Origin of the sequence: Olleya sp. AS48, from assembly GCF_038900355.1 — a bacterium.
In the GTDB taxonomy this organism is placed as follows: Bacteria; Bacteroidota; Bacteroidia; order Flavobacteriales; family Flavobacteriaceae; genus Olleya.
Window position 1 is genome coordinate 36,177 of the sequence record NZ_JBBMRD010000009.1, and the last position, 24,945, is coordinate 61,121.

A 24,945-nucleotide genomic window follows, 5' to 3' on the forward strand; every position below is an offset into this window, starting at 1 on the left:
GGATGCCACAAATAATTTTTAAGCAAAAAAAAATTACAAAACATTGATTTACAGTGTTTTATAATTTTTAAGAATTTATTACTAATAAATAAAGTGTCGGTATTCCGTGTATTACTTTTGTGTAAACAGACAACTCACGGAATACCGTTAGTTTTAATTAGGCTTAACTATCCCTAATTTGTTCATTTTATCGCGTAATGTGCTAGGTTTTAATCCTAATGCTTCAGAAGCACTGTTAGATCCACTAATTTTCCATTTACAATCTTCTAAGACTTGTAAGATATGATTGCGTAAAACTGTATCTAAATTTAGGTCTACACTGTTAATGCGTTGCTTAGATTTTTGATTAGTAGTTTCAAAACCGGGAATAATTAAAGTATCGCTATTAGATAGTATTAATGCGCGCTCAATTAAGTTTTCAAGCTCTCTAATATTTCCAGGCCAATTGTAAGCTTTAAGTTGGGACATCGCATCATCAGATATATATTTGATCTGTTTTTCATAGGTTTTACCAAATTTATCTACAAAATGCTCTACTAACAATGGAATATCATCCTTACGATCTCTTAAGGCTGGAACCGCAATTGGAAAGACATTTAATCTAAAGTATAAATCTTCTCTAAATTGCTTTTTCTCTATCTCTGCCAATAAGTTTCTATTGGTTGCTGCAATAACGCGTACATCTAATTTTTTAGATCCTAATCCACCAACGACTTCAATTTCTCCTTCTTGTAAAAATCTTAGAATTTTAGGTTGCATGTCTAATGGTAGTTCTCCAATTTCATCTAAAAATAATGTACCACCATCCGCAAGTTCAAACTTACCAATTTTGTCACTAAAGGCTCCAGTAAACGATCCTTTTTTGTGACCAAATAATTCGCTTTCAATTAACTCTCGTGGTATTGCAGAACAATTAACTTTAATTAATGGCTTGCTGTTTCTGTTACTTATATTGTGTACAGCTCTAGCCAACAACTCTTTACCTGTACCAGATTCTCCTAATAATAATACTGTAGCATTAGTAGGCGCGACTTTTTCTATTTCGTTTAATACATTACTAAATTCTACACTACCATAAACCATCTCTTCAAAGTTAAAAACCAGGTCAAGCTCGTTACGTAAATAGACGTTTTCTTGCTCTAATTGGTTTCTTAAAACGTTTAACTCTTTATTAACTTCTAATAGTTTTTCATTGGCTAGAGCTATTTTATTTTCTGCAATCTTACGTTCCGTACCTTCTACCATTAAAGAAATTATACTAGCAATGGACGTTACAAAACTCTCTTCGTCTGCATTAAAGGTTCTATTAGTGGCTTTAGTTTCAAAACTTAAAATACCGTAATGTTCATTTTGACCATAAATTACAACATCAATTCTTGAAGAAATATTAAGAGGCTCAAAAAATTGTTTAGCAAAAGCTTTTGTTATGGGATTAGATCTTACATTACTAATGTTAATACTAGTCCTATCTTTGAAAGCTTCAAAATAATTGGGGAAGCTTTCTTTTTTAATTAATAACGCTTCACTATCAAATATTTTATCTTCTGCATTGTAAAACAATTTACTGACTAACTCTGTTTTATCCATCTTATATTCCCAAATGGTTACTAAATCTGCTTGCAAAGCTTCTGCAGATGTAATAGCAATCTTTTTTAAGGATGCTTCTAAATCTTCGCCAATAAGACTTGCTAATTTTAATATAACATCTTTTTTCTGCGTGGATTTTAAAGCGATTTGTTTTAAAGTTTCTTTTATTTTTAGTTCTTCAGAGATGTCTTTTATAGTAGCAAATATTGCAATAACTTCATTTTGGTTATTATAAATAATACCTGCTAAAAACGACGCTGTAAATCTGGTTCCATTTTTTCTAATAAATTCTAGTTGAAATGAAGGTGCTTCGCCATTTGCTACTTTATCTTTAATCTCCATCATAAGCTCATAATCCTCTGACCTTGCGAAAGGGTAAGGTAAATCCATGCCAAGAAGTTCCGCTTCGGTATATCCTAATAAATCACATAGTGACTCATTAACCTTCATGATAGTACCATTAAGATTAACCATTAGTAGACCTTCTTGCATTGACATTACAAGGCTTTCAGTAAAATCGTTTGCTATTTTTAAATCTATTTCTGCTTTTTTACGGTCGGTTATATCTTGGATTGTTCCAACAAAGCTTGATGGAATATCATCCACGTAAAAGACCTCTCCTAAACCATGAATCCATTTAACTTGTTTAGTTTTAGTACTAATAATTCTATATTCTAAATCAAACTTTTTATTTAATTTTTCACTTTTTATTACTGCGTCTTTTATTATTGCTCTGTCATCAGGATGCACTATATTTTTCCAAAAATCAAATGATATTTTTTTATCCGTTTCATACTCAACTATTTCATTAAAAGTATCCGAAGTTTTAGCTATCAAGTTTATAAGGTCAAGATTAAAACTTCCTATTTTGGCTATTTTTTGAGCAGTAGATAATGATTGTTCACTTTCTTTAATTTTAATTTCGGCAGTTTTACGCTCTGTTATATCTTGGATGGTTCCAAAAAAGCTTTTTGCTTTACCGTTTTGATAAGATACTTCTCCTAAACCGTGTATCCATTTTAATTTATTATCGGTTTTAGAATAAATTCTATATTCCAAATCAAACTCTTGTCCTGTTCTTATACATCTTTCAATCTCAGCACTATTTATTTCGGCATCTTCTGGGTGTGTGATATCTTTCCATAATTTTCGAGAAATAGTATCTTTTTTCTCTAAACCAGCAATCTCTTTAAAGGTTATTGAGGCATGAGCTAAACTGGTTTCTAAATCTAAATAGTAGCTTCCTATTTTAGCTATTTTTTGAGCTTCTAGTAATGATTTTTCATTTTTCTGCAGTTTTAATTCTACTGCTTTACGCTCTGTAATATTTTGCATAGTCCCTATCATTTTAATAGGATTAGAGTTGTCATCAAATAGCAACTCTCCTACACCATGTACCCAAATTTCTTTTTTAGAATTATATTGAATAACACGATACTCTTTATTAAATCGTGTATTGTTTTTTACACAGCTATCAAAATAATTTAAAACGTCTATTTTGTCTTCAGTATGAATAAGATCAACCCAGCTATCTATTGTTCTAACGAAGGATTCATCTATTCCTAAAATTTGATATAACAACTCAGTACAATCCCAAGTCATTGTTGTTAGATCCACAGCATATGATCCTAGATTTGCAACTATTTGGGATTGTCTTAAATTATATTCGCTTTCTAATAATTTAGCTTCTGCTTTTTTACGTTCTGAAACATCACGCACTATAGCTAGAACTTTACCATCCTTTTGAAGTTTTGCCGAAACCTCAACGTCTATTATTGTTTGGTCTTTACACACTAGTTGTCTATCAAAGACAACAGCTTCACCTTTAAGTATAGCGTCACGGGTTACGTCATTTTGAATAACATCTCCAATTATAAAATCTTGAATTTTTAATTTTAAAAACTCCTTTTTTGTATATCCTAGTGTTGTGTAGGTTGCTTTATTAAAGTTATGAATGACTCCATCATAAGTGTAGGTCAGGATAGCATCTGTAGCTTGCTCTACTAAAGACTCATAAGACTCTTCTTTTTTCTTTACTTCTTCAGCCATATTAAACTTTACGATAGCCATTTTTGCTAAGCTTACTGCAGAGTTTAATTCTCTTATGTTTTCAAAAGTCGGCGTTTTTACACTGCTACTATAAATTGCAAAGGTACCAAAAACCTCATTTTTTTCAGAAAGTATTGGAATTGACCAACACGATTTTAAATCGTGGTTAACTGCTAAATGTCTATAATTTTCCCAAAGCGGATCTGTACTTATATCAGATACGATGATTGGTTTTTTTAAATATGCAGACGTACCACAAGATCCTATATTCTCGCCAATTTTTAAATTTTTAATCGCAGCACAATAGTCTTTTGGCAAGTTTGGTGCAGAAATTAGCCTTAAATGCTCCTTATCGTCTTCAAGTAAACTAATGGATAAATAAAATTCTGGACGTAAGGATTGGTAGTTATGTATAATGTGATTAAACACCTTTTTAATTGAGGTGTTATTGGCTATTAAATCTAATATTGCGTTTTCATTAGTTAGTTTTAACTCTATTTTGCTACGCTCAGTTATTTCTTTTTCTAATTCTAAATTTTTTTGTTCTAATTTACTTATTAGTCGTTTGCTATATAGTTTTAAAACTTCTTCTTCTGTAAACTCGGTATTATTTTTTGCTTTATTTTTTGGGTTTGACGTATCCAGAAGTCTTTTTATTAAAGCTATTATGTGATCTGGATCTGTTGGTTTTCTTAAAAAGCGTGCTGCACCTAATTTTAATGCAAAGTCTTCATCTACCTTTTCAGTATAAGTAGAGGTATAAAATACAAACGGGATATCTTTTAATTTTTCATCTTTTTTGCAAGCTTGACAAAACATGTAACCATCCATTACTGGCATTAATATGTCCGAAATTATTAAGTCTACCCTATTTTCGGTTAATTTATCTAATGCTTCTTTACCGTCATTAGCTTCTACCACATTATATCCTGCTTGTATAAGAATTACCCTTAATAAATATAGATTTTCAAAAACATCATCTACTATCAAAATTGTTTTCATACCTATTTATTTCTGGTTTTTTGCAAGATACATTTCTTGCATTTGGTTTATAAATGTATCGGGATTTATGGGTTTTTCTATATAACCATCCGCTCCTACTTGCATCGCTTTTTCTTTATCACCTTCCATTGCATATGAGGTTACAGCTATGATTGTGGTGTTTTTTGGTAAATCACTATTTCTTAGCTGCTCACATATTGCATAACCATCCATGTCTGGCAACTGTATGTCTACCAATATTATTTCTGGATTATTTATGTTTGCTAATTTTAATCCTTCAGATCCATTGTAAGCTTTTAAGACTTGGTATTGATTTTTTTCAAGTAAATAAGATAACATATACATGTTTTGCTTGTTATCTTCAATTATTAAAATAGTAGGCATCATGGGCTTTGATGATTAATAATGGTAATAGCTTTATAAATATATTATTTTTTAGTATTTAAAATAATTTTTGACAGTATTATTTACTACCAGAAGGCATTAATGGTAGTGAAAAGGTGAAATTACTACCTTCTCCTAAGGTGCTTTCTACAGATATTGTACCTCCTAGTTTTTCAATTAAGTTTTTACTTATTGACAAGCCTAGACCTGTGCCTTCATGGTGTCTATCCAAACCACCTTCTAACTGTGTAAAAGGCACAAACAGTTTATTGATGTCATTTTTATGTATTCCAATACCTTGATCGATAACTTGTGTAATAAGATTATTATCTTTTATATCTACTTTAACTGTTATGGTTCCTTTTTTTGAAAACTTTATAGCGTTAGACATTAGGTTTAATAATACTTGTTCCACTCTGACCTCATCACTATTTAAAACAATATCTAAGGTTGAAATTTGAGGTAAAATAGTAATTCCTTTTGCTGAAGCTTGAGGCTGCAAAAAGTTAATTGTATTTTCTAATGAAGCTAAGTAATCAAAATTATTATAAGTCACTTTTAACTTACCTGCTTCAATTTTAGAAATATCTAAAATATCGTTAATTAAACCTAGCAGATGCTCTCCGCTATTTTTAACCATTTTAATTTGCTTTTTTTGTTCTGGATTTAATGGACCAGCTAACTCTTTTAGTAAAATACCTGTAAATCCTATAATAGAGTTCATTGGTGTCCTTAACTCATGCGACATTGTGGCTAAAAATGCAGATTTCATTAAATCTGCAGATTGTGCTTTAGCTTTTTCTTTTTCTAACTCTAAGGATTGGAAATTTAGATCTTCAAGCAAGTTTAGTAAAGCATCCTTACTATCTTTAAGCTCTTCTGTCCTAACGTTAACTAACTCTTCTAAATTGTTTTTATATTTTAATAATTCTTTCTCGTTATTTATTCTTTCTGTAATATCTGAGGCTATACCAATATATCCAAAAACATTATTTTCTTCATCTAAAAGCTTTGTAGCCTTTACGGTCAAAAATGTGATTTTACCCGTATTATCTTTAAACCTAAGATCTGTTTTAAATTTGATATTTGATGACATTGCCTTTTCCCATTCTGCAATCACCTTTTTTTTATCCTCTGGATGAAAAGCTTTTAACCAACCTTGACCCATAGCGTCTTCAAAACTAATACCTGATAATTTAATCCAATGTTCGTTTACATAGGTACACTCGCCTTTATGATTTATGTTAAATATTGCAATTGGCGCGTTTGAGGTTAAACTACGATACAATAATTCGCTTTTTTTAAGTACCTCTTCATTTTTTATTCGTGCTGTGACATCTTGAATTATTCCAAATGATTTTTCTGGCATTTGATTTTTATCATAAATGGTTTCGCATTGTTCGTCTATGAATTTAATTTGATTGTCATCTAATTTTAAACGGTATGTGATGCGATATGGTACTTTATTTATAAGCGAGTCCGAATATGTTTTGGATACAAAATCCCTGTCTTCTGGATGTATAATATCCAACATTGCTTGGTGTGAAACTTTAAAGTGTTTTGGATTTTTTTTAAAAATTCTAAACATTTGTTTAGACCAAGTAAGCTTGCTAGATTCTAGGCAAAGCTCCCAATTACCTAGTTTGGCTATACGTTGGGCTTTATTTAGGTTAGACTCACTTAGTTTAATTTGTCTCCTACTAGTTTCATATACTTTAGTTAATTGTGACTTTTGCTTTTTAAGCTCGATGTTAATTAATTTATGAATGCGTTCCGAGCGTCCTGCAAAGTACCAAACGCCAAAACTGCTTAATAGGGTTAATAAAAATCCTACGATAGCAAAAATAATTGCTGTATTAAAATCGTGTTTTGTGGGAATCACATATAGCTTCCACTCGCCAAATGTCATCTCTATTGGCACAGCATACGCTTTGTAACCAGATACATCATTATCTAAAAAATAGTCCTCTTCTCCTGTCTTTTGGTTTACTCTAGATAATTGATAGATGTATTGCTTATTATTGGAAGGATTGATATTTAAATCTTTAAAAAAAGTTGATAATTTGGTTACTACCGCAGAAAATCCAGCAAATTTATAATCAATAATAATGGGTTGGCGACTAACCATTCCAATACCTCCTTGTTTAAGGTTAACTGGGCCTGCAATAAAAAAATCGTTTCTTTTAATTGTTGCTAAAGCACCACTACTAGCCTCCTTACTATCTATAATATTATACCCAATTACATCATTATCTTTTAATGGATAGACATGGGTTATAAATCCTTTACGATCTACTAACTCTACAACATCAAAATATTTACTGCGACTTAACAACTCTACAGCTATATCATCAAAATCTTCCGGAATCCCATTTCTTTCTACTATATATGCAAGAGATTTAGTTGCTGAAAAACTAAACATAATTAAAGATTGTAATTTTTCTTTAATTAAATTTACTTGATTAGAAATTTCTCTTTTTTGATTGTTTTCGTTTATATAATATTTCTGGAACGTTATATATTGCGTTAAAAATAACAATAGTGCAAACGTTATAAAACCTGCAACTAATGGTTTTTTTAATATTGAATAAATTGGACTACGCTTCATATTTAAAAAGAATCAAAAAAATTAGGCATTATTGTTTAGTTAAGTTATCGTTTTCTTCTTTTAATTTTCCAATTCTATTTTTTAATTCTTTCATTTTTAATTCTCGTCCAATAAACAATTTATTCATACGCTGTAATTCGGCATTTTTGATATTTATCTCTTCTGTCCTACTATTAACAAGCTCTTCTAATTGATGTCTATATAAATCTAATTCTACTTCTGTTTTTTTACGATTAGTAATATCTCTAATCGTGCCAATTATAAATTTACTTCCATTTGTATCAACATATCTTGTTTTTCTTGTAGAAATAGTTCTAGTATTGCTATTTTTAACAGTAAGGGTTTCTTCACTTATGTTTTCAATTCCCGTTTTTAAAACTGCTTTATCTACTTTTAAAAAAGTTTCTCGCTCTTGTTCTGTTACGTCTTCGGCTAATGTTTTACCAATTACAAATTCCCTATTAGTCTCAAACATTTTACAAAAGGCATCATTTACTAAGATTAAACAGCTTTGGTCATCTTTTACAAATAATGGATCACCAATGTTATTAATTATTGCGTTTAAATCGTTCTTGCTTTCAGATAGTAATTCTTCTGTTTTTTCTTGTTCAGAAATATCTAGAAAATAAATAGTTATACCTCCTTTAGCTGTTGGATAAAATCGGCAATCATACCATTTTTCATAAGGCTTAAAATGTCCTCTAAAATATTGTGTTGTTTGGGTTTCAATTGCCTTGCAACATGTTTTGTAAAAAGGGTGTCCTATGATCTCTGGAAATGCTTTCCAAATGTTTTCGCCAATTAAATCCACTCCTTTTTTACCTATTAATTCTATTGCTTTATCATTAATGTAGGTATAACATAAATCTTCGTCTAAAGTGACAAATCCATCAGATATATTATTTAAAGTGATTTGTAATTGTTGATTTATTTTTCGCTCTAGTACTAAGTCTAAATATTTTTTTCGATAATTTAAAATTGTAAAAACTTCTTGATTATCAGATGGATTATTTAATGTTTTATAATCAACACCTTCTATATTTTGAATAAAGCCTATATAGGCTATGACCTTATCCTGATTATTTTTAATGCTTGCAAAAAAGACAGTAACAGGAAAGCGTTTCCCGTTTTTGTGCATGTAAATAACTTTAAATTCTCGTTTAACATGTTCTTTTGAAAGCTCTTTAAAAAGCGATTTATAATCGTCATGTAGTTCTGGAGGCCAAAAAGGGAAAGGTAATAAGGCTCCTGCCAATTCTGTTTTATCATAACCTGTTAAACGACACAAGGCATCATTCATTAAAACAATTTCGCCTTTAGGCGTTATTATTATTAATCCATCTTGAAGCGACTCTATAAAATTATCAGAAAATCCATATAGATGCTGTAATTGTTCTACTAATTTAGTGTTTGTATCGCTCATAAAAACATATTGTTACTCTTAAAACATTATATGACAATTCATTGAATAATTAAAAATTAAAAATCAACAATTTACACTTAAAAGATAAATGAATTTATTTAAAACCACGAATGTTTTTTTGCAATCTTACTACAAACAAGAGATAACAAGCACCAAAATCTAACTACATCAATAATTTTAAATTATTGATATACAAGCATTTAAATCGTTACCAAATTTGAAGCGCAACAATAAAAACTTAACCTAATAATAACCTACTTAATTTACTAATTGGTTGTTGGTTACTATTCTAAAGCATCGCTCTTGACCTAAAAATAAAGGATTACCATGTTTTTCAGACCAGAATCCCTCTAATATATCGTTAGTAATGCACTTATAAACGACAACACCTTTATAAATTGCGTCATCCTCTCCTTTATAATTAAAATTTATAACAAGAATATTATCTTTAAAAAAACCTGTCCCGAACTGCTCCTGACTATTATTAATTAACCATTTAGCTACTACTCTATTGTTTTGGTCTAAGGTCAGGCTTAATTGTCCTTTATAGGTTACACCTTCCACATCTTGATTACTACCAATTATATTATAGGTGCCTGGAAGTTGGTTAATTGTCATTTTTAGAAATTGTGTTTTTTGGATAGCCTTGCTTTATTTACCAATACAGAAAGTGATTATTGAGTAAAATAAGCACTTTACAAGATATGAGGTACAAAATAGATACAAGATAAAATAAATTTACATTTTATTTTCTTTATCATATTTTAATTTTACCCCAATAGATAATGTCGCCTGTAATTTCTCCTTAATTAATATATTTGATAATGCTCAAACTACATAAAATTATTAATCCTGAGAAATTTTAAATGCTTTCCAGCCCCATTCATTTCTTTTTTTATTGAAAGATAAAATTGTTGTAGCATTAACAATATCACCATTTTTTAAATGGTTATTACTTATCAAATCAGGAGTTATAAAAACGTCCTGAATAAAACCAAAATTATTGTTTTCTATTATTCTTAAATTTCCTGAAACAAAACTAACAGATTCAGAAACTGATTGAGAACTTAACTTAATAGTCAAAACTTTAAAAAACCCTTCTTCTCCAATTGGGTTTAATCTTACTTTATAAACACTACCTACTTCAGGATTTATATTTAAATGTTTATAACTAAAATAGCCGAACATTTCTTTATTTTTAATAAAATTAACCACTTTCTTACTATCGTTTACATACTCAATTGCAATTACAACCTCTTCATGATTATTATATAATAGTTCTTCTGCCAATTTTGATTGGTTTAAATAAAAATTAGAATTATCACCTTTACCCACCTCTTTGTTATACCAAACTTTATTCATTAAATTATTCAAATCATTAGTGATTTTCCAATTATTCTTCTTTCTAATTAAGTAGGTGTTCATTACTTCAACAGATGCTTCCGCATACAACTCTTTACTTATTAATGAATTAGCTAATTTTTCATGAACTTTCACAAGAAAAGCCTCTTTTGTGTTTAAAGTAAGACCTTTACACAAACAACCAATTTGTAAGTCGACATCATCAGGAAAAGCTTCTGCTAATAATTCCCAAACCCAAAATTCATTTTTCTTCTTTTTTACAAAAGGAATTAAAGTATTTTTAGCCTCCTCTAATCTCTCGATAGCAAGTAATAATTTAGATTTATAGTATAAAGTATACTGATATTCAGGATGTAAATTAATGACCTTATTCAAAAAAACTAAAAAAGAGTCAACTTGACTTACATTTATTATTCTTTTACTTAAATATGACAAGTTCTCATTAGACTCATCAGACTTGAGAGGTTCTCCTTCCAATAAAACTTTAGAATATGCAATTATAATCTGTTCTACAAATGAAATTATTCTTCGACCGTTAACTTCATTTGGTAAAAAATCTTCCTCATTGAAAAAATTAAATCCACTCCATAAAATAAATTCACTATATTTTTTAGAAAAGTTTATAAAATTATCATCGTTAAATCCCCCTTGAATCTTAGCACCTTTAAATTCATTATGAAAAGATTTCAAAAGGAAACTATAACCTTTAGAAGGTGCCAAACTTAAATTTTTAACCTGATCAAAGGTAGATTTTATTGCTAAAAACTTAGTTAACGTTACTTCCTCTTCTTTTATTATTTTAAAATTATGCGTTCCAACTACCCAACAAAACTGCTCATAAAACATGTTTTCATTTTCTGGTAATTTTAGTTCTATTACCTTAATTAGGACACTCAAAAATTCATCTTGATTCCCTTGATGTTTTTTTAAAAGCGAATAATATACCCAAGCTAAATTTCTCTTTGTCCAAATATTATCGGGCGCTACATCAAATTCGTTTTTAGCCATAATTAAAGCTTCCTCCAATTTCCCTGATTCTCTTAATTCTTTAATCTCTTTAGCTGGCATACTGTTCTAATTTTTCGATTAATAATTTTAATTTTATATCATCGTCACATCTGTAGGTTCTAGGCATAACCTTAGAAAAACTTTCGTTATTCTTGAAATAAAACTGAATGCTAGCACTTAAACTATCTGTAACTAAAAAATATTGAACAAAATACTTTCCAACTTGTTCATCAATATTTGTAATTGATATATTTAAAGCCTGACAATAGGTTCTCATTACAAAGTATAATGATTCTAGAAACTTAGCACTTGGTGTATAATCAATACTTAAATCAGATGAGTAGTTTTGATTAAAAATGGTTTCTAGTATCTGCTCCTCTTCAATCCCTATTTTATTTCTAACCTCAAATTGATTTATAAAATGACCTGAACCGCGATGACTCGCTTCTAAAATATATTCTTTATTTGAACAATTTGCAACAGTATATTTTTCTAGAAAACCACTTGTTTCAACATTGACTATATTAAAATTTGTTGATTCCAATCTGTCCTTTACTTCCCAAAATTTTAAGCTTTTAGCTTTATGCTGATCGCTTTTATGATAAGGAGAGCAGTTTACATTATTTAAATATAGAGCTTGATTTGGTATTTGACCTACATTAATAATACTTAAAACCTTTAACTTACTAAAGGTAGATAAATGTGGCGGATTGATAGCATATACAGTATTTATACCTCTAGTGGTAGCGGTATAACTCCATTTTAAAACATCATTAGACAATCCAGTTCTTCCAGTATAATCTATAAAAACTTTATCCCATTCGCCTCCTTGTGACTTGTGACAAGTTATAGCATAGCCATATTTAACTTTCAAAGCATTATAAAAAGGATCTTTAACTAACTCATCCTTAAACTCATTAGAGCCTACTTTGAATTTTTCTAGACCTAATTGTTTTCTTTTCTCTTGTTCGTTATTAAACCGCATCACAAAATTTATATACAACATCCTTGTCATATCTAAAGTTAAATCTCGGTCTATACTATTTAACAAATCATCAATAATATAACAGCTTATTTCTTCATCAAAATGCGGCACTCTAAACTCGATTTTTCTAAATTTAAGTTTAATTATTTCTTGAGTCACTTTTCCGTTTTTCTCAACATATACAGGAGCAGATTGTTCCACAACTTGGTTTGAAACGTACACCACTTTTGCTAAATCACCATTAAACAATTGTGTTTTGTAAGTATATTGATTATTGTTATTAATCATTATTATATCGCCTTCAACAATATCTTTATTTTGAGGATATAACTGTTCTCTTATTGCAAAATTATACTGGTAGCATTGAGCATTTGAAAAAGATATTATAACACCATCACCTATCTGAGGATTTGGATATAATTGTGTATACTTATTTACAATATCATATGTATCTAATTTAACAAAGCTGCTATTATCATACTTTAATTCAATTGTATTTCTATATGATTGCTTTAATAACCCTCTAATTGTATTTGCATTTTCTAAAATCAAGTTATCATCTTGTCGCATAACTTGTGTTAATTGAGCATCTGCACAAGAATAGCCTAATTCTTTAAAAAAGGATGATTCTAATGCCTTGGATTGATTATCACCCACTGGAGGTAGTTGAGCAGGATCACCAACAAAAATAATTTTGTTGTTTTTATTTGTTTGAAATGTATGCGACAACAAGTCGTTTAAAAGAATATTTGTTCCAAAATCAAAAAGTTCGTTTTTAGATTCTCTACTAGATATCATAGAAGCTTCATCTACAATCAAAACCCTTTCTACATTATTATCTAAATCGATAGGAAATAGATATTTTATATTATGCTCTGCTAATTCTTTTGAATCAGAATTAATTGATTTTAAATCTTCTAATTTATAAATACTACTATGTACAGTTTTACCATAACCCGTTTTATCTCTTAATACTTTGGCAGCTCTACCTGTTGGTGCCATTACATTAAACTGCTTATTAATTTCCTCCAAAAAATTAACAATTCCTTTAATTAAAGTTGTTTTACCTGTACCTGCATACCCTTGAAGAATGAAAATATTATCTTCACTTTTTAAAAAATCACTTATTTTATTAATAGCTAACTGTTGATCTTGGTTAATATTTATATGTCGAAAGTGATTGTACATGTTTTTTGGTTTCTTAATTGATACAAATGTAATTTGGTTGTGTGCAGTGTATATGCATATAAAATCACTCTTTCATCTTTTTAGTAATTATAATCATTAAATCAATTATCATTAGTAATTCATTTTGATCAAAGCTTTGTTTCTTTCCATGTATATAATAGTTTCTCTTATCTTTAATTTTATTTAAATTAATAATCTCTCTATCATCATTTTTAGAAACAGAAAAATAATCAATTAATATACCCGTTAGCGTCTGAAACCAACTTGGATTGTCGTTTCTATTAATTCTATTGAATTGTCCTTCATTTATAACTTCTCCCTGAAAAAATTTATATCTATTCATCTCTATTTCTTCAATTCCTAAAATGAAATTATAATCTAACTCTCTCAAATAATAATTTTTAAAGAGTTCTAAAAAATTATAACAATTTAAAAAGACAATATCAATTGTAGAAGAATCAATAAGAGAAATCTTATTTGCTGCCTTTAAAACAAGTTTAATTTGACTTTTCAAATGCAATATAAAAAGAGAATAGTCAGTGTCGTCTTCATACTCCAGAGTATCTAAATTCTTTGATATTACTGCTAATTTTAAAAAAACTTCTTTCAAAAATCTTCTCTTTAAACCTGTTTCAGTATTTATTAAAAAAGAATTAATCAATCTTGAAGATAAATTTTCATCAATACTGTTTTCTGGGAGTTCTTTTAAAACAAAACTATCGGATCCTGCATGTTGTAAAGCTTCAAAATTCCATACTTTATTGGTCGCAGAAAATATAATTACCTGAATACCTGGGTTTATTTTTTTTATTGCTTTTAATAACTTTAACCCAGACACTTCTGAAATATCTTTAACTTGGAAATCTTCAGGTAGTAATCTAAAATCCAAAATAACTAAATCGATATCCTCTTCTTTTATTTTAACAATTGTTTTTTCAATTAGGTTTTCTTGATTAGTTTCTTTGTAATTTATATCTAAAACTTCAAAGTGTAAATCATTTATATCACCTAATATATATGAAAAGATTTCTTCCCAACCTTTTTCAGCTTCATCGTCTATATATAATATCTTCGGCTTACCTGAATAATTAATTTTAAGTTCGTCTGTATTTATTGTTCTAGACTTACTTATTGGATATATTGTTTGTAAATATTTAAAGTATAAATTACTGTCTATTCTATTCTCAATCTTGTCAATATTATTATCAGATGTGTTAATAGTTCTTGCCCAACGATAAATTGCCCATTCATTAGCTATACTATGAGAATCTTCATAATTCTTAGGAGGATCCAAACGAATTTTACTAATTTCTAAAGGCAGTTCTTCTTTTAAAATTTTTTTTGTTTTTTGATCTACTGCTTCTTTAAACGCACTTTTTTTATAATCTATTAATTGAATGTTTTTTGTTTTTAAAACATCAAAATATTCATTTTCAAATAGCATAGTATTATCTCCTATAAAACTATATAAGAAAATATTTTTTAGTTGATTAGGAGTATCAGTACATCTAATATGTGCAGCAAATCTCAATCCATTAAAATCAGACAAGGAATTACCGAAGCATAAAGGAATAAAAATACTATCATACTCTTTAGTAGTGAACCATTCTAAAACTTTGTCATTAAGATATTCATCATTTATTGATGAATCATATTTTTCGTCTAGAAAAAAAGTACCATTATCTTCCGAACCAAACACATCATCAATTTCATTTTCAAGCGACTTAGCAATAAAATTCGCACTTGAAACAACATGATTACTATCTTCTAATAAGTCATTAGCGTTTAGCAATTTGTTTAATAATTCTGATTCGATGTTAGGCTTTTCACCAAACAACAAATACCTAAAATCTTTTTGCCCTTCTTGTGTTTTTTGAATAAAAACCTCTAAATTTTGGTACAAACTAGAAACAGGTAAGTAAGCTACATTATTATCAAGCTTCCTCGAGTTCTTAGATCCACTAAAAAAAGACAGCATGAAACCTTTATTTTCATTTGAAAGTTTATTTAAACTTTTTCTAATATCTACTCCATCATTCTTATGTTTATTATCTACACTATCAAAGAAGGATTCGTGAAATAATACTATATTATTTTTAGAAAGTATTTTCTCACTGGACACCTTTTTTATCTCCTCGTATAAATATAGGGGCGTGATAAAATCTGAATACTTTTGAAATAATTGTTCATTCCATCCGTAATCTAATTGTCTACTTCGTTTATCATCTATTAAATAAATCATTGTTTAAAAAGTAATATATGTTGTACACCTTCAAATTTAGCTATGGGTGTTTGTTTTCTCTCTTCTCCATCCCATAAATTAATAAGAGCGTACTGATTATTATCAAAATCTGCTTTTATATGCAAATCGCAAAGACCATTGACTAGTTTTTTAATCAAAGCAGTATGAGATTCACCTATTCGGTTAATTAAATTATTCATTGTTTTTTTAAAGACTGTATTTCTATGATGAATAGATAATTCAACATAGTCCCCTTCTTCAATAAAACTAATTTTAATTTGAGGTTTAGGTAAATTAAATTCATTAACCAAATCTAAAATCATAGTAATGATATTGTCATAAGCTTGTAATAATTTATCTACATCAGTAAACAATTCTATATTAGTCCAAAAACTATCATTGTCTATTTGAAATTCAACTTTATCATTCCATTTCTTTAAATTTCGATATTCAATTAAATCCTTTAGAGAATTATCTGCTCTGATATGAAACAAGTTTTTAAAATGAATTACTAATTGAGAAAATGTTTTCACCTTCTTCCCTGTTATGTTAGATTTAAAATAATCGAACTGAAACCCTCTCGATTTATAAGAATTGGAAAGATTTAACCCAGGGTGCGGAACCATTTTTTTATTTACATCACCCCATTCTTGAAGCTGTGTAGATTTCCAGTTTATACTAATATTATCGGATGACCAAGTACCATTTCCGTTTAGGTATGTATTAATTAGAGAATAAATTTTCTTATTAATTTTATGCTTTTTTAATAAAGAAACAAATGCCAGACTAATCCTTTCTTGATGTTTATTGATTTCATACACCTTCATTTCTTCTTCTTGAATCAACTGATTTACAACATCAATATCATCTATTTGATGACAAGTATACTTTAATATTGGATCTTGATTGTAATCAATCAAAAATGCTCGCAATCCTTGAGGAGACAAATATTTTAACTCCTCATTTTTTTTTACAGATGACATTTTATCTTCATTAATTTGATGAATTGAATTGTAATCTATTTTAATATCGTTTGTTGTCTTGTTAATATTATCACACTTTTTAATATCTAATTCTATTTTCTCAATATCTAATTTCTGAGTTACTGAATTAACAACATCTTCAGTCATTGTTTTTTTATCTAAGCCTAACGTTTCTTTTATTTCCTTAACATCATTAATTAAACCAACTTCTAATTTATTTGTTGTTTCAAGTTCCTTAGAAACCAAACTTAAAAACCTATCCTTTTGAGAAGTATTAAACTTCTCGTTCTCTAGCAATTGCTTAATAAATTTAAATTTATTCATAATTAAAAACTAATTGATTTTAGCTAATTTATAAATCTCCATAGCCTTTTCTATGCCTTCATTCTCCCATGCTTTTAAAGTTTGTTCTAGTTTGCTTTCCGTTTTAGATAGTTTAGTAAAACGAGTGTTCAACTTTAAATAGGTACTATCGTTAAAACCTTTCACCATCTTTAAATATTCTAACTTACCTGACAAAACATTTTGAAAATTTGGTTTTGCAGTTTTTACATGCCCTTTCTCAACAGCATAATCTCTTAAAAAAATAGATTCTGCTTTATTAAAACCATATTTCTCCCAATAATACAGCCACATGCGTAATTGCTTTATATAATGAGAGTTCACATTAACTTTAGTGTTCACTGTTAAACCAGTAACTTCTTGTTTAATACCCGATTGTTGAAGACGCGTTTTTTTATCGTTTAAAATCAAGTTTTGATCTTCTACAATAATTCTATTTAACTCCTTTAAAAAATCAGCATCATTAAACACATTTACATTAGATGAAAATGTTATATCATCGGCGTAACGAGAATAATCAACTTTAAAGCGTTTTGCTAAACCATTTAAACGCCTATCTAGCTTTACACAAAGTATATTGGTTATCGTTGGAGATGTTGGTGCTCCTTGCGGTAAGACGGTAACAGTATGACCATCCACTTCAAAAGGATGTGTACATAGTGATGCTAGTAAAAATGCTAATGGCTCTAAATGGCCACTTAAATTAAAAGGGGCATAAATAAATCCTAGCTTTACTTTGTTTCTATCAAAAGAATGGAAAAAATCTTTTAAATCAATATTGTATACATAATGTTTACCAACATGTAATTTAGCATTATCTACTATTGATTTACCTATTACAAAACCTGTAGCTTTTGCATGAGGTGTTGAAACACAGTTTAATATAATATTTAAAGGTTTTAAAATATGCTTTAATCCATTTACAGGTGCATTAATAATACGCTCACCTCCGCTTTTCTTTTTGATAGAAAAACTAGAATATCTATTATCACTATATTCTGGATTAGCATAATAATTAAGTCCCTTAACAGTTAATGATATAAACTTATCTCCATATAAGATTAAATTAACCTTATTAATTAATACAACCAAATCATCCTTAGTCCTTAAGGCTTTAAATTGCTTTATTATCTGCTCTGTATGTTGTTTTTCTAATTTCATAGTTATAAAATTCTAGAAAAACCTAAACGTCTATTCTTTTTGTATGATTTTAAACTTAATATAAATAGATCTAAATAATAATAGAACTAAATAATATATAAATAATATAATGTTATCTATTTAAAAATTAAACCATTTTTTGTGTTTTAAACATTGTGGACTAATTAATAAATAACATTCTTATTCTAATCGAATACACGATCAGAATATATGCCGATCGTTGTCTAATTATTACTAATTAAACCAGCATACGCGATCAATACTTTTGTTTAGGTTTTTCAAAGAACTCTGCAAATATATTTTGCTTGTGTGCAGTAGAACTGCATGGTTTAATTTTTATAATATAATTAGTTCTGATTTACGCTGCAAAACCTCTTCCCTGCTCTGCTAACTCATAAAAATGTTGAAACACTATATCTGTTTTTTCAGCAAAAATATTTCTATCATAAGACTGAGGTAAATCTTTATTCAAAATCTTTTTAATCTCTTGTCTTACCATTTCTTGAGTAGCCTTTTCTTTATGCCATTCTTGAATTAATATATTATTTTCAGCATCAAATAAAATAACTAACAACTCTGTAGCCGCAAGTTTTACATTTTTTTCCTCTTCTTTGGTTAATTTATCTTTCTTTAATAAATCAAACAATTCTTGTTGCTCTTCCGTCATGCCATTTTTAGCTGCTCTCTCTTGCTCTTCAGACATATTTTCTGCCTGCTTCATCAAATCTTCATAAGCTTCTTCTATTGATAAGCTACCAGAATTATAATCTTCAATAATCCTTTCAAAACGCTCTAAAAAAGAACCTCTTGTTTTGTTTTGCGCCAACATTTGTTTTAGCTTAACCTCCATCAATTCTCTTAAATCTGCAAACTGAATATTCTTATGTTTCTTTTCTGGAAACTCTGCTCTTAACTTACCAAAATCTAACTTACTTAAATCTATTTGAGTAGAGTTATCAATTATATAGTCGTGTGTTTGGTCCTGCAAATCACCTTTACCTAATACGCTAGAGTCTAATAAATCATTTAAATTCTTTTTAGCTCTCTCAATAGCCTCGTCTTGATCTACATGTCTATCAACTACCTTTCTTAAATATTCAAAAACATCTTTTTCTCTTTTTATTTTAGGATAACCATATATTTCTGGTTTTGCAGAGTCATATAAACTAACTATTGTGTTTACAAATAAGCTCAATTGTTTTTTATATTCATCCTTCTCAAGAATTATATTAGCATATTCCTCAAACAATTCTACTTCTTTAAATCCTTTTTCTCCTAAATTTAAAATAGAATCAATATCTGCCCCTAATTCTTTACAGTATATTTTTGTTTCTAATATAACCTGATCTAACAACGCCAATAAATCATCAAATTCTTTAACCGGAAACTCATCGTCATCATCCGTTTGATTTTTGCCTTTTGTTCCTTCAGCATAATCTGCTAATGCTTTTTTAAGATTTCTAAAAACCCCAAAATAATCGACTACCAAACCATTCTTTTTCCCTTCAAAAACACGATTTGCTCTTGCAATAGTTTGCATTAGGGTATGATTCTGTAAAGGTTTATCTAAGTATAACGTAGATACTGCTGGCGCATCAAAACCTGTTAACCACATTGCAGTAACAAAAACGATACGGTATTGGCTATTTGGATCTTTAAAATAATCTTCAATATTACGACCATCTTCATCTGGATGATCCATCAACTTTCTGTGCGGCGTTATATTCAATCCTTCTTTCTCAAAAATCTCTTTTTCTTCTTTGTCAGATCCTTCTTGACTCACTACAGCAGACATTTTGGTTTCTTCCATAAAAGTAATTGCTCTTTTGTAGCGTTCTTTTGTTTCTGGATCCTTGGTCTTAGCAATTTTCTTTCGTAAATCTTTTATTTCTTCTTTTTGCGCCAATTGCACAAACTCATACATTCTAACTGCTGTGAACTTATCAATACAAACCACCATTGCTTTCATTGGCTTGCGTTGCTTGTCATCATTAAGAACATCTAAACGGTACGGATAATGTTGTACTATGTGTTTTGCAATTTCTTGTAGACGATCTTCTCTACGAACCACCTGCAATAAGGTAGAATACTCTCTATCCAGTTTCTTTTTTTGCTCCTCCGTTAAGTTCTCGTTTTCTAAAATTTCAGCAGCAGCACCAACCAAATCTTCATTAATCTGTTCTACTCTTGGAACAGATTTTTTATAGTATAATGGAACAGTTGCACCATCTTCAATACTTTGCGCAAAATTGTATTCTGATACATAGGGGCCAAACCAATCTTTAGTTAATTCACTACGTAACAATGGTGTTCCTGTAAAAGCTATGTATTGTGCATTTGGTAATGCAATTCGCATATTCTCACCATACCCTTTGTATTGTGTTCTATGAGCTTCATCAACTATTACAATCCAGTTATCACGATCTGTAAGTTTTGGGTAAGTTTTTCCTTTTTCTATACCAAACTTATGTATTAAACTAAATACATATGATCTATTAGACTCTAGATACTCCCTTAACTTATTTCTACTACTAGGTCTGTAATAGTTTTCTTTTTGTTCTTTGGTTTCTAAAACAACTTCCGTTTCCTGGAAATTTCGATAGATCTGACTGTCTAAATCTGTTCTGTCTGTAACAATTAAAAACGACCAATTCCCTTCTACTTTACGTTCAATCTTTTGAGAAAAGAAAATCATAGAATACGATTTACCAGAGCCTTGCGTATGCCAAAATACACCTAATTTTCCTTTTTTGTCTTGTTTATGTAATAATGATTCTATAGCATTATTAACTCCTAAAAACTGATGATTTTTCGCAATAATTTTCACCTTATTTTTATGGTAAAGCACAAAATTCTCAAAATAATCTAACAGATTTTTCTTATTACATAGTCCTTCTCCAAATAACTTTAAGCTTAATCTATTATCTTTTTGCTTACTTTCTTCCTCTATCTCTAATTTAGATTTTTGTGTATTGGATACTGCTGTATCTTCTAATTTTACCCAAGAGAAAAAATGCTCCCAAGGTGCATTAAAAGATCCCACACGTGTTTGAATACCATTGGAAATACAAACAAACATATTATACCAAAACAACTGTGGAATATCTCTTTTATAACGCCTAAGATTAGTATCATAACCTCCTTTAACTTTTTCGGTGGCATTTTTAAGTTCTATCATCACTAATGGCAAACCATTGACATACAGCAACAAATCAGGTCTTCTAGTAATATTTTCTGTTTGCAAATATTCTATACTTAATTGAGAAACAACTAAAAAATCATTATTGTCTGCATCTTCAAAATCTAAAACTTTTACGTATCCATTTTCTTCTCTTCCTTCCTTATTTTGATAAGAAACTGGAACACCATTTTTGATTAAATTATAAACCTCTTTGTTAGCAATAACAGGTGTTAAACTTGCTCTACTTTTTGATAGTTCATCAATAGCAAATTCTACACATTCTTTTGGTAACGTATCATTTAGTCTTATTAATGCAGTTCTTAAATCTTCTTTTAAAACTACATCTTTAAGGCTGTCTCTACCAATAAGTTTTTTCTCCCAAGCATCCTTATGAGTATAACCTAGCATTAGTTCAAAAAATTGAATATCTGCTTCTTCTATATGTGATTCGTTTATAAATGCCATAAATTAATTTTAAATTGTATTCGGATTCCAGTAACGTTTAGCAAAAATTACAATATCATCTTGTCGTTTTTTTATTTCAACTTCAGTCCAATTTTCTTTGAAAGGTTCTAAATTCTGTCTTTGGATTAAAACCGAGCTAGTAGACCTTTCTTCTGGTAAATTATTACTATCACTAGAATTTCTACTTCTAGTTGCTAAGACTAAATTCCCTATGTTGTTTAAAAATTTTTCATTAAACTCTTTTGAATATTCCAACTCATCTGGTTTTTGTGGTGTCCAATGATCTAAAGTGTTTTGATATTTAAATTTACCATAGGTATTTGCAAAATCATTATAACTCATTGCTGGTTCACGTACTTCATCACTGTTTCTTAAATCATTTTCGTATTTCCACAATAAGTAACGAGTTGGTTTTTCATAATGATTATCACCTTCAAGTTTGCTTTCAAAATCTCTAGTAAAATTCCAATACCATTTAAAACCATTATTAGCAAAGTTTAGTAGCTGCTTGTTTAATTCGACTAAATCACCTTGAAAATGTATAGCGGTATGATGTAAGTGATTGCTCTTATATCTTCCAACTGTGTATTCTTTTTTAAATAAAATTATTTCAATTAAACGAAGTGATTTCCTAAAGTTTTCTATCTCGTGAAAGTGGAATAATTTTAAAATTAAAGGAAAAGCGTTGTATTGGTCTAAATACAAAACATCGCCTAATAAACTTTCTTTATTTTTAGATCTTTGAATAGCAACTACGCTAGAAAAACTCTTTTTTAAAGCAACCGAAAAGTCTTTAATCCAATTACTTTTATTGTCTTGTTTTTTTAGTTCCTTTTTTACACGTTCTAATGAGGTATCATTATTTGAGACAAATGCGATAGTATGATAATTTAAGATCTGATCTTCATCAGCTATTTTTATGAGTTCTAATGACTGATAAATGGTCTCAAATTCCTTTTCAATATACGTTATATCATTGTTAGGGTTTTTACCTGAAATAGTACAATCTAAATAAATATTGAACATTAAAAACGACTTTAGTTTTTCTAACTCGGTTAAGTCTTTTCCTCTGTCGTTTTGAAATGTAAATAATTGTGTGGCTTCTGCTTTATCTGAAACAGAGTCTGTAGTTATTTTAGCATTTTCAATTAAATCTTTCCAATGCATAATATCTTCAATGGAAACTTCTTTTTTATTTAATTCTGAAGTAAAAAACTGAAATGCTTCTATAATTCGTTTTCTAGATTTGGTATCTGCTTTATCTTGTACTTGTCTGATAACGATATTTTCAAAAAAATTATTATCATAGGTTACTGTACAATATTTTTGGTCGCTATCTGTATTTACTAAATATTCATTATAAATATTTTTAGCTACATTGTTATAGGCTTCAATATCTTTTAGTTTGTTATACACACAACTTAAAAAGATAACCACTGTTGTTAGTCGTTGTTGACCGTCTATAATCCAAAATTTGCTTTTGTTATCTTCATCTTCTTCAAATAAGAAATGACCTAAATGATATTGAGCCACAGATTTAGGATGTTCTTTAATATCTTTTAAAAACTGTTTTATTTGCTTGTCTTTTTCCCAAGAATAAGCACGTTGGTAATTGGGTACTGCAAATAGGTTTTTACGTGGACTAAATATGTCGCTTATGGTTGATTTATAATCCATTTACTTACTATATTTTTCTTGTGGCTCTGCAGCCCTATTTAAACTTTCTCCTACCTCCAAATCCTCCACAGACAACTTACCACTTATTAAACGTGGTAATAATAAATCTCTGGTGTCTTGAAGGATTTTGTTTTTCTTTAAAAGAATAATTATTTCATCAAAAAATGATTTAGTTATATCTGAAAACTTCTCTAGTAAATCATCTGGTGGTGTGATAAATTTTAATTCTGAAGTATCAACTGGACTCAAGTTTTGTTGTGCTGCTCCATTAGAATAATTTTCTAATGTCATTCTTAAGAAATCACTTCTAAAGAATAAATACACATACTCAAACAAGTCTTTAGTTTTAGGTTTCAATTTTGCAACACGCTGATTTAATAAATAGTTATCTCCGTAAACCAAACAAATTCTACCAATGTTCCCAGTAAGAGAAAGTAAAATATCTTTGTCCTTTAAAAAAATATCATCCTTTATATTTTTAGGTAACTCTTTAATATAATCTGTAGTTTTAGTTACAAAAAAACCGTTCTGAACATTTTTAATCGTCACTAAGCCATAATCTCCATCTTCTTCAAAAGATTCAGTTTTAAAAGCATAGCCAGAAATAATATCAACAATATCTTTAGTAGGCCGTTTCTCCCATCCCTCAGGAATAGCACCTTTACTACCATGAGCAACTTTATTACCTTCTTTATCTAAAAAAGTAGCTTCTTTATACCCAGGAAAACGAAAACGTACAAACCACTCTTTGTAGATTTCTTCAGCCATTTCTTCTAAGAGTTTAATGCGTTGGTTGTTGTTTTCTATTAAATCATCGTAAGCAGAAAGGATTGAAGCTGTTTTTTTTTGGGTTGGTAGTTCTGGTAAATCTATTTTAAGTTTTAAAACTTCATCCTTATATATCCTTGGAGCTGTTGCTCCGTGAGAAATAGATTCAAAATATTTTAAGACGCCTTCTGTTAGTAATAAATAATAAATGTAAGTTTCGTCTGCTAAATCTTCATTTACTTGAAGAGCAAATACTCTACGAGAAATCATATAAACTTGATCTCCAGGAACTTTTGCTATTTCTCCAACAGGAGCTTCGGTTGTAATTAATATATCACCTGGTTTAATAAATCCTCTTGTGGTCCATTTATCATAATATTCTTTTGAGATAAACTTATCATCAATTTTAATTTTTCCTTTTTTAACATTTGCGGCAGATAAAACAGGAATACCACTATCAAACCTTTTAGGAGTTTTACCCCTGTAATCTATCGTCCCATGAATAATATCACCTAATTCATATTCCATAC

Annotated in this window: 13 protein-coding genes; all 13 read right to left on the minus strand. The window is 29.1% G+C overall.

Annotated features, from left to right (window positions below; translation table 11 throughout):
- Window positions 1–153 precede the first annotated feature (153 nt).
- Window positions 154–4,638, minus strand: a complete 4,485-nt coding sequence (locus WNY60_RS11715) for a sigma 54-interacting transcriptional regulator (RefSeq protein WP_342862481.1) — start codon at window positions 4,636–4,638, stop codon at window positions 154–156.
- A 6-nt stretch (window positions 4,639–4,644) separates the two neighbouring features.
- Window positions 4,645–5,025, minus strand: a complete 381-nt coding sequence (locus WNY60_RS11720; RefSeq protein WP_145001319.1) for a response regulator — start codon at window positions 5,023–5,025, stop codon at window positions 4,645–4,647.
- Window positions 5,026–5,101: 76 nt separating this feature from the next.
- Window positions 5,102–7,630 carry an ATP-binding protein gene (locus WNY60_RS11725; protein WP_342862482.1) on the minus strand — a complete coding sequence of 843 codons (2,529 nt, stop codon included), beginning with the start codon at window positions 7,628–7,630 and terminating at the stop codon, window positions 5,102–5,104.
- A gap of 28 nt (window positions 7,631–7,658) precedes the next feature.
- Window positions 7,659–9,053 (minus strand): PAS domain S-box protein, encoded by a 1,395-nt coding sequence (locus WNY60_RS11730; protein ID WP_342862483.1) that lies wholly within the window; start codon window positions 9,051–9,053, stop codon window positions 7,659–7,661.
- A gap of 258 nt (window positions 9,054–9,311) precedes the next feature.
- Window positions 9,312–9,671, minus strand: a complete 360-nt coding sequence (locus WNY60_RS11735) for a hypothetical protein (protein WP_145001313.1) — start codon at window positions 9,669–9,671, stop codon at window positions 9,312–9,314.
- A 228-nt stretch (window positions 9,672–9,899) separates the two neighbouring features.
- Window positions 9,900–11,483, minus strand: coding sequence for a hypothetical protein (locus tag WNY60_RS11740; RefSeq protein ID WP_342862485.1), 1,584 nt, complete (start codon window positions 11,481–11,483; stop codon window positions 9,900–9,902).
- Window positions 11,473–13,596, minus strand: a complete 2,124-nt coding sequence (locus tag WNY60_RS11745; RefSeq protein ID WP_342862486.1) for a tRNA (adenosine(37)-N6)-threonylcarbamoyltransferase complex ATPase subunit type 1 TsaE — start codon at window positions 13,594–13,596, stop codon at window positions 11,473–11,475. Before WNY60_RS11745 ends, WNY60_RS11740 begins: the two co-directional genes overlap by 11 nt.
- 64 nt (window positions 13,597–13,660) lie before the next feature.
- Window positions 13,661–15,838, minus strand: a complete 2,178-nt coding sequence (locus tag WNY60_RS11750; RefSeq protein ID WP_342862487.1) for a response regulator — start codon at window positions 15,836–15,838, stop codon at window positions 13,661–13,663.
- Entirely contained in the window at window positions 15,835–17,145 is a 1,311-nt protein-coding gene (locus WNY60_RS11755; protein WP_342862488.1) for a hypothetical protein, read from the minus strand. Before WNY60_RS11755 ends, WNY60_RS11750 begins: the two co-directional genes overlap by 4 nt.
- Window positions 17,146–17,154: 9 nt before the next feature.
- On the minus strand, window positions 17,155–18,324 hold the full coding sequence (locus WNY60_RS11760; RefSeq protein WP_342862489.1) for a reverse transcriptase domain-containing protein: 1,170 nt from the start codon (window positions 18,322–18,324) through the stop codon (window positions 17,155–17,157).
- A gap of 358 nt (window positions 18,325–18,682) precedes the next feature.
- Complete coding sequence (locus tag WNY60_RS11765; protein ID WP_342862490.1) at window positions 18,683–21,970, minus strand: type I restriction endonuclease subunit R; 3,288 nt, start codon at window positions 21,968–21,970, stop codon at window positions 18,683–18,685.
- Between the two features lie 9 nt (window positions 21,971–21,979).
- Entirely contained in the window at window positions 21,980–23,647 is a 1,668-nt protein-coding gene (locus tag WNY60_RS11770) for a DUF262 domain-containing HNH endonuclease family protein (protein WP_342862491.1), read from the minus strand.
- Window positions 23,648–24,943 carry a restriction endonuclease subunit S gene (locus WNY60_RS11775; protein WP_342862492.1) on the minus strand — a complete coding sequence of 432 codons (1,296 nt, stop codon included), beginning with the start codon at window positions 24,941–24,943 and terminating at the stop codon, window positions 23,648–23,650.
- Between the last annotated feature and the right edge of the window lie 2 nt (window positions 24,944–24,945).

Excerpts from the sequence above, each read along its gene's own strand:
- WNY60_RS11770 (WP_342862491.1), bottom strand. The coding sequence starts at position 23,647 with ATGGATTATAAATCAACCATAAGCGACATATTTAGTCCACGTAAAAAC.
- WNY60_RS11735 (WP_145001313.1), bottom strand. The coding sequence starts at position 9,671 with ATGACAATTAACCAACTTCCAGGCACCTATAATATAATTGGTAGTAAT.
- WNY60_RS11760 (WP_342862489.1), bottom strand. The coding sequence starts at position 18,324 with ATGAAATTAGAAAAACAACATACAGAGCAGATAATAAAGCAATTTAAA.
- WNY60_RS11725 (WP_342862482.1), bottom strand. The coding sequence starts at position 7,630 with ATGAAGCGTAGTCCAATTTATTCAATATTAAAAAAACCATTAGTTGCA.
- WNY60_RS11720 (WP_145001319.1), bottom strand. The coding sequence starts at position 5,025 with ATGATGCCTACTATTTTAATAATTGAAGATAACAAGCAAAACATGTAT.
- WNY60_RS11715 (WP_342862481.1), bottom strand. The coding sequence starts at position 4,638 with ATGAAAACAATTTTGATAGTAGATGATGTTTTTGAAAATCTATATTTA.
- WNY60_RS11765 (WP_342862490.1), bottom strand. The coding sequence starts at position 21,970 with ATGGCATTTATAAACGAATCACATATAGAAGAAGCAGATATTCAATTT.
- WNY60_RS11745 (WP_342862486.1), bottom strand. The coding sequence starts at position 13,596 with ATGTACAATCACTTTCGACATATAAATATTAACCAAGATCAACAGTTA.
- WNY60_RS11730 (WP_342862483.1), bottom strand. The coding sequence starts at position 9,053 with ATGAGCGATACAAACACTAAATTAGTAGAACAATTACAGCATCTATAT.
- WNY60_RS11750 (WP_342862487.1), bottom strand. The coding sequence starts at position 15,838 with ATGATTTATTTAATAGATGATAAACGAAGTAGACAATTAGATTACGGA.
- WNY60_RS11740 (WP_342862485.1), bottom strand. The coding sequence starts at position 11,483 with ATGCCAGCTAAAGAGATTAAAGAATTAAGAGAATCAGGGAAATTGGAG.
- WNY60_RS11755 (WP_342862488.1), bottom strand. The coding sequence starts at position 17,145 with ATGAATAAATTTAAATTTATTAAGCAATTGCTAGAGAACGAGAAGTTT.
- WNY60_RS11775 (WP_342862492.1), bottom strand. The coding sequence starts at position 24,943 with ATGGAATATGAATTAGGTGATATTATTCATGGGACGATAGATTACAGG.